Origin of the sequence: Candidatus Nitrosotalea sp. FS, from assembly GCF_011319475.1 — an archaeon.
GTDB lineage: Archaea > Thermoproteota > Nitrososphaeria > Nitrososphaerales > Nitrosopumilaceae > Nitrosotalea.
On sequence record NZ_RCMC01000282.1, the window covers coordinates 1 to 8,076 of the forward strand.

Annotated in this window: 4 protein-coding genes and 2 pseudogenes; 5 read left to right on the top strand and 1 reads right to left on the bottom strand. The window is 38.7% G+C overall.

Features of this window, described 5'->3' with window-relative positions; genetic code table 11:
- Nucleotides 1-1,512 precede the first annotated feature (1,512 nt).
- The gene (locus DYY66_RS11270) at nucleotides 1,513-2,688 is read right to left on the bottom strand and encodes a TrmB family transcriptional regulator (RefSeq protein WP_166289423.1); all 1,176 of its coding nucleotides are present in this window, start codon (nucleotides 2,686-2,688) and stop codon (nucleotides 1,513-1,515) included.
- Nucleotides 2,689-3,517: 829 nt separating this feature from the next.
- On the opposite strand from DYY66_RS11270, the gene DYY66_RS11280 reads away from it, so the two are divergent.
- The 5 genes and pseudogenes from DYY66_RS11280 to DYY66_RS15050 form a co-directional block, all read left to right on the top strand.
- A complete protein-coding gene (locus DYY66_RS11280; protein WP_218583734.1) occupies nucleotides 3,518-4,096 on the top strand; it encodes a hypothetical protein in 579 nt (192 codons plus the stop codon).
- Nucleotides 4,097-4,107: 11 nt separating this feature from the next.
- A complete protein-coding gene (locus DYY66_RS11285; RefSeq protein ID WP_166289431.1) occupies nucleotides 4,108-5,292 on the top strand; it encodes an AAA family ATPase in 1,185 nt (394 codons plus the stop codon).
- Nucleotides 5,293-5,388: 96 nt separating this feature from the next.
- Nucleotides 5,389-6,561 carry a glutamine-hydrolyzing carbamoyl-phosphate synthase small subunit gene (carA, locus tag DYY66_RS11290; protein ID WP_178085612.1) on the top strand — a complete coding sequence of 391 codons (1,173 nt, stop codon included), beginning with the start codon at nucleotides 5,389-5,391 and terminating at the stop codon, nucleotides 6,559-6,561.
- Between the two features lie 413 nt (nucleotides 6,562-6,974).
- Nucleotides 6,975-7,368 (top strand): annotated as a pseudogene (locus tag DYY66_RS15045) (carbamoyl phosphate synthase large subunit); the annotation flags it as partial.
- Nucleotide 7,369: 1 nt separating this feature from the next.
- Nucleotides 7,370-7,985 (top strand): annotated as a pseudogene (locus DYY66_RS15050) (carbamoyl phosphate synthase large subunit); the annotation flags it as partial.
- Nucleotides 7,986-8,076: the final 91 nt, after the last annotated feature.

Here is an 8,076-nt window from a genome sequence, read left to right on the forward strand (position 1 = left end):
ATGAACTATCTCATATTATAAAGGTACAATCTCTGTTGAAAATATAAAAATAAAAATGATTTAGCTGTATCTTGGCTTCTATTGGGCCATGCTTGAGAATGTTGCTGGCAAGTATCCAATTTTGAGTGCATCGAGTACTACCACTTGTGATGATGACAGGTTTTTGTCCCATGCTCTTACTATCAAATTAGTTGTATCCATTGGTTTTTGTGCAACTATCTTGAAGCTAAGGTGCATAAAATTTGTGTCATAGGTAGCTTTGGCAGCAACGCTCTTGAATACATTGTTTGGATCTACTATGGATACGCCATTTGTTTTGTCAAATTCTATTCTTGTATTGCTCTGTGAGGATTTTGGGTCATTGCCCTTTAGGTTCATGAAAACTATAACATGTTGGATATTTTGTGAACCATCGTGACGATATATCTTCAGGCTTATGTCTGAAGTATCATTTACGTAGAGTTTCTGAGTTGGAATTGTCTGTGAAAACTTGGATATGTCAAATGCCTTTCCATTGATTTGAAGACCGTCTGAATATTTCACAAGCTTTCCTCCTCCAAATTCAGGACCATATGATACGCCATGTCCGTGGATTGCATATGCTGGTGTGNGACATACATGAAATTTGTATCATAGGTAGTCTTTGCAGTAACGCTCTTGAATACATTATTTGGATCTACTACAGATACGCCATTTGTTTTATCAAATTCTATTCTTGTATTGCTCTGGTATGATTGTGGATCGTTGCCCTTTAGGTTCATGAAAACTATCACATGTTGGATGTTTTGTGAACCATCGTGGTGGTAGATCTTCAGACTAATGTCTGAGACACCGTTTGCGTAGAGTTTCTGAGTTGTAATCTTTTGTGAAAACTTGGATATGTCAATTGTCTTTCCATTGATTTGAAGACCATCTGAATACTTCACAAGCTTTCCTCCTCCGAATTCAGGACCATACGATATACCATGTCCATTGATTGCATATGCTGGTGTGCTTGACACCAAAATTGTTGCAATCAGAGCAAACAGGCTTGTAGCGAATAACGCTTTGACTGTTGTGCTAGTCATGTTGTCATAAACCATGTAGGTATGTTATATAGGTATGTGCCATATGGAGACAGAATCTTTTTTCTATAGTTTATGGTGTGACACTAATTTTGGAATCTACTTTGATGTGGANAGTCCTTGCGTATCCCATCCGGCATTGAAGGTTACCTTGTATCCACGTAAAGTCATATATCTGGTACCACAGGTCTTTCATTATTCTTCCTCGAAGGTGGCCTGCATGTGGAATGCCATTCATGGTGGGAGGTCCCTCTATGAATGCAATCTTTCTAGTCTTGTTCTGTGATTCCGAAATTAGTTTCTCTAGATCAAGTCCTGATAGATATTCCTTAACTTCGTCCTCTATTTTTTTTGGATTAAAATCCGTTGATAACTGCATTCAAGGGTGGGATGAACTATCTCATATTATAAAGGTACAATATGTGTCGGTTGGTTTTTGCGCAACTGTCTATGGTGTGACACTAATTTTGGAATCTACTTTGATGTGAATTCGTTCGCCATTGTGTACATGGTCATTGTAAATCATCTTTGTTTTGATTCCCTTCTTGTTTAGATATCCTTCAAGTAATAGTGCCCACGGAATGGAGTGTCCACTGTTGACCTTTGATTCTATCACAAAGTGATTTGCATTGGACTCGTAACGTAGATGACCAGAACATGTTATGTCAAGTGTAGAATCTACCAAAGATATTATTTCATCAAGTGTCTTTGATTCAAGATCAATTCCATTTTTATTCAAAAAATTCAAAATATCTACTGCTTTGTTCTTTGAATTTATCATGGAATTCAAAACATAACCTAATCCGTTCTGGGTTATGATTTGAATTGCCTTTAGCGCTTCTTGAGCTTCACTCTTTGTCATGTCTCCTAGATTGCTTATTTTTATTCCATTTTTCCATATTTGATCAAATGACCTGACTTGATTTGTTCCCAATACATCGTTTGAGTGAAATATTGCACCCTTTCCATTGTTGCCATTTATCATGAGTATTTCAGAGTCATCAAAAATGAAAACATTCTGAGCAATGTCTGCTGTTTTTATCTTGATTCCAGCTGGCAGTCCATGAAATGTTTCAGAGCCTACAAGGTTTGTAGGTATGACCATCTTGATGTCGATATCTTTTCGCAAGGCATGTAGAAGAACTTCCTTGCATTGCGATAATAGATTCAATCCCCATGAATCAATCACTATGTGTATCGAAGTCTTGGAACCTTCTATCATAGTTTGTAATTGTTTGAATACATAATTTGCAGCCAAGTGGAAGTATCTCTGTTCTTCTGAACCTCTTGCTTTCTTGCTGTCTTCGCTTAGCTGTTTTAATTTTGTAATAAGACTATTCATTGCATTTACTCGATTAATTTGTTCTTGTATGATTTCATCAAAGGCATCTTCTGGTGCAATTGCAGTGCACATGATTGGTTTGCTTTTTGATATTATGGCTATTTTTTTTCTTTCAAGTTTTAGTAAAGTTGGATAAACCTTAGTTCTTGGTAGATTGGAATAATACGCAAGCTCACCTGCAGAAATTGTACCCTTTGTAATCAGGGTGACATATGCCTGGGCTTCATATTTGCTCAATCCAAACTCTTCGAGGCTTACGGCTAGGTCTTGACCTTTAACCATGAGTGGGATTAACAAGTTGGAAGGTAAACTGAATAGCTAAATTCATTGAACAAAGATTCGAAAAAATACTAAGCTGTATCTTCTGCCGGTGTTACCATGGTTACACCACTTGATGTAACAAGGCCCGTATAAGTACAAAGTCAGGTCTCTTTCTTGGGAATGAATCAATCAAAATGGGTAATAGAAAATGAAAGTAAAAGCCAACTTGTACGTGCAAGCACCATAAAGCCAAGAATAGACTATGCAACTGAGATTGTCGATAGCCTTCTTGATGTTCTGGTACAACATCGACACGATGTGACTCAAAATAATATTGACTTGTACAAGCGACTTGACAAGGACTGTACAACACTTGCTACACTTGAAAAGCAGGTCAGATATGAACTTGAACTGTCTTATACGATAGAATCGTTGAGGCAGATAAGACGAAGTCTTGATTGTATAGTTGGGCTTGGAAACGTACCTACTGTCCTGTCTCCTACTATCTCTGTTGTAAGGACAATTCGGTCTAAACTCTTGGCACTGATGCCTGCCATGGATTTTCAGTTGGGAGAATTATCGTTATTACTAGGTGGGATAATAATTGACGCAGCACATTTGGGAAGCACAACACTAGACTTTGCTAAAGNGATGGATTTTCAGTTGGGAGAATTGTCATTACTATTAGGTGGAATAATAATTGATGCAGCACATTTGGGAAGCACAACACTAGACTTTGCCAAGGCAAATGAGGTCTCAAGCAGGCTCTTAGATGAAGCTAAATTGATCGCCGACTCTAAAATAAACAAGCAGTTCCCTAATCTAGATTTCTGGTAAGGCTTGTGCATATATGATTACTTTTACAAAAAATGATGGTCAATTTGATTTGTCTGGTCATTTAGACAAGATAAGGACGCTTTCTTCAAAGATTGACACAAAAATATCTCAACAAGACAAGGATGCCCCCGATGCTTTTATCGAGACATTGTCTGTTGAGGAACTAAAAGACATTAGGCAGATAATGCATGCCTCTGAATACTTGCTCACAAAATACAAAGACAAGAAAGAGATCAAGTCATTTCTACAAGAATTCATTGAAATCGTACTTTATGCGGCAAACTCTGTTAATGGAATGAAAGATGAACTTGAGGATCTGGTCATATCTGCAGAATTTGCATTGCATCAAATTCAGACACTTCATGAGGATGTGGCTGGAAACCTTGCCTTCCAAAAAGGGTCTCAGACCAAGATTGACGATTTTAAGATACCATCGCTTTTAGATACACTTGCTCCAGCCCAGGAACCTGTAAAAATAGTGCCTGTAAAGACCGAAGTTTCCATACCAGAGGTTGGTTCAATTAATTTAACAAATTCTGCTAGACGAGTTAACACTGGTGATTACCTTGGAAGAACTGCAGTCGAGATATAGTTGATGATATTATGAGTCTAGCCCCACAAGAATTAGAAAATAGTGCAAGCAAATTTGCGGCAGAAGCAATAAAACTTGATTCCCAAGGTGCCCGGGGAATGGCAATTGCAAACTATCAGAGAGCAATTGAATCGCTTGTCAAGCTAATCCAACTTTATCCTGAAAATAAACTAAACAAAGTATACCAAGAGAGAACTGCAGCATACCAGAATCGTATCAAGGCACTACAGATGAACAATGTAGAGTTAGAGCCAGCAGTAGATCCAAAGGCAACTCCTGAAGAACAAAAACAATCTCTTACTAAAAATGAACTAGACTCGCTTATTATGAAAGAAAAGCCCAATGTAACATGGGAAGAAGTTATCGGTTTAGAGGATGCAAAAAATGCTTTACGAGAATCAATTGTATATCCTGCAAAAAGGCCTGACTTGTTCCCACTTGGATGGCCAAGAGGAATTTTGCTTTATGGACCTCCGGGATGTGGCAAGACAGTCATCGCAGCAGCTACTGCAAATGAAATTGATGGTTACTTTATCAACGTAGATGCAGCATCAATGATGAGCAAGTGGCTAGGTGAAGCAGAGAAAAATGTTTCCAAGTTATTCCAGATGGCAAGAGGTTTGGCAGAAAAAGAAGGACTTCCAGTTATACTGTTCATTGACGAAGTAGATTCACTTCTTGGCAACCGTAACAGTGAGATTGGTGGAGAGATTCGTGTCAAAAACCAGTTCTTGACTGAAATGGACGGAATAAACGGAAAAGGAAAAGACCTCAAACTCTATGTAATCGGCGCCACTAACAAGCCATGGAGTCTTGACTGGCCGTTTCTTAGAAGATTTACCAAGAGAGTCTATGTCTCACTTCCATCACTTGAAGCAAGAGAAAATCTGTTCAATCTCTATACGGCTCCATTGCACAAAGACGAGAAAGTAAAGGCCATGGAACTTGCAAAACTTGCAGATGGATACAGTGCATCTGATGTAAAAGACATTTGCCAATCCGCACAATTGATGGTTGTAAACGACTTGTTCCACTCTCCACACTTTGGAGAAGAGGTACTTGGAGAACCGAAATCCCAGCCACGTGTGCTTACCACAGCAGACTTTAAGGAAATCATATCCCGAAGAAAGCCAAGTGTCAGTATGGAAATGATACGAGCATACTACAAGTGGACTGAACAGTTCAAGGCACTCTAAATTTTATTTTCAAATATTTTCTAGTTTCATATTTTTCTAAACTTGGAAGTTTGAACTTTAGATCGGCATAAAATTTAAATCCCTATTAAAATCCACATGCAGAGGGTTTCAAGGATTCCAACAAAAAAAGCCAAATATGCAAACAAGTTTGGCATGTTGATTTTAGAAGACGGTACTATTTTTGAGGGGATGGGGTTTGGATATTCTACCGTAGCGTTTGGTGAAGCGGTATTCAATACTGGCATGACTGGCTATATTGAAGCACTCACGGATCCATCGTACAGCGGGCAAATCTTGACTCTGACATACCCACTTGTTGGAAACTATGGTGTTCCAAATCCAACCGAAAAAGATGCAGATGGCATCAGAAAGAACTTGGAGTCTGAGATGATTCAGGTAAGAGGTCTTGTTGTCCATGAATTGTCCCTTACTGCAAGTCATTGGAACATGACAATGACACTTGATGAGTGGCTCTATAATGAAAAAATACCTGGAATTTCTGGAATTGATACAAGGGAGCTTACAATAAAACTTCGAACAAGTGGTGTGATGATGGCAGCACTTGTAGTTTCTGATACTCCGATTAATGTATCCGAAGTCAAAAAGAAACTAGAGTCTGCAAAAAAATACAACGATGAGGAATTTATGAATACTGTATCAATAAAAGAACCTCAAACATTTGGCACAGAATCAGAATCAATTGTGGTCATCGATACTGGAGTAAAAAATTCCATATTGCGTAATGTTAGAAATCTTGGATACAAGGTGATCAAAGTACCATGGAATTATTCTCTTGAGAAAATTTTATCATACAATCCAAAAGGTGTTATATTTTCAAATGGTCCAGGAGACCCAATAAAATGTGCGGAAACAATGAAGACTGCAAAGCAGGCAATTGAAAAAAATATTCCTACATTGGGAATATGTCTTGGCGCACAAATATTGGGACTTGCAGGTGGTGCAAGCACTTACAAGCTAAAATATGGTCATAGGGGACAGAACAAGTCTTGTATCAACCTTGACAACAATCACGTCTATGTGACAAGTCAGAATCATGGATATTGCATTGATCCTGACTCGCTAAAAAATACTGATTTCAAATTATGGTTTACAAATACTGATGATAAGACAGTGGAAGGAATAAAACACAAGAAAAATAAAATAATTGCCGTACAGTTTCATCCAGAGGCATCACCTGGACCTTTTGATTGCATGTTTATTTTTGAAGAGCTCAAGAAACTCATAGGGGAGGACAATGCCAAAAGATGAGTCGTTAAAGAAGATTCTAGTTCTTGGCAGTGGGGCAATCAAAATCGGAGAAGCAGGCGAAAGTCACATCAAGTGACCGTCAATTCGACTACTCCGGTAGCCAGTGCCTCAAAGCCATCCAGGAAGAAGGAATCAAGAGTGTTCTTGTAAACCCAAACATCGCGACAATACAGACTGATACGCGATTTGCAGACAAGGTGTACTCTATTCCAGTAAATCCAAAATATGTAGAATCTATCATAGAAGCAGAAAGACCAGATGGTCTAATGCTTGGCTTTGGAGGCCAGACTGCACTCAACTGTGGAGTAAAGCTAGATGAACTTGACATTCTTAAAAAATATGGAGTCAAGGTGCTTGGAACTCAGGTGCCAGGAATACAGGCCACTGAAGACAGACAACTCTTCAAGGATTCCATGATTGCATGCAATGTCCCTGTTCTAAAAAGCAGAACTGTATACAACTTTGAGGACGCAAAAAAAATTGCAAATGAATTGGGCTATCCTGTTATTGCGCGAGTTGCATATACACTTGGAGGAAAAGGTGGCGGTGTAGCTCATAACGAAATTGAGCTTCATGAAATTGTAACAAGAGGTCTTAATGCAAGTCTTGTTGGTCAAGTGCTAATTGAAGAATACATTGGACACTGGAAACAAATTGAATATGAAGTAATGGCAGACTATATTGGAAATAATGTCATAATATGTAACATGGAAAATGTCCTGTCTATGCGAGTGCATACTGGAGATAATATTGTAGTTGCACCATCCCAGACACTTGATAATTATGAATATCAACTGCTGCGTTCTGNACATACTGGAGACAATATTGTAGTCGCACCATCTCAGACACTTGATAATTATGAATACCAACTGCTGCGTTCTGCTGCACTACGTGCTGCAAAACATGTTGGAATTGTTGGAGAATGTAATGTACAATTTGCGCTAGATCCAGATTCTGACAAGTATGTCGCAATTGAGATGAATCCAAGACTTTCTCGCTCTTCTGCTCTTGCAAGCAAGGCAACAGGATATCCAATTGCATACATGGCTGCAAAAATTGTAATGGGCCATACTCTACCAGAACTTGTAAACAGAATTACAAAGACTACAACTGCATGTTTTGAACCATCACTTGATTATATTGTGTGTAAACACCCTCGATGGGACTTTAGCAAGTTTGAGCTTGCAAATCGTAACCTGGGCCCTACGATGAAATCTGTAGGTGAGGTCATGGGCGTTGGGAGGTGCTTTGAAGAGTCTCTGCAAAAGGCAATACGCATGCTTGAGATTGGAAACGATGGTCTTGTTGCAAACCGTACTCCTGATAAAAAATATGATGTTGAAGAGATTGAAAATAAATTACAAAACCCAGATGATAAGATACTATACTATGTAGCAGAAGCACTTCGACAGGGAATGCCACTANCAAAGACTACGACTGCATGCTTTGAGCCATCACTTGATTATATCGTGTGTAAACATCCTAGATGGGACTTTAGCAAGTTTGAGCTTGCAA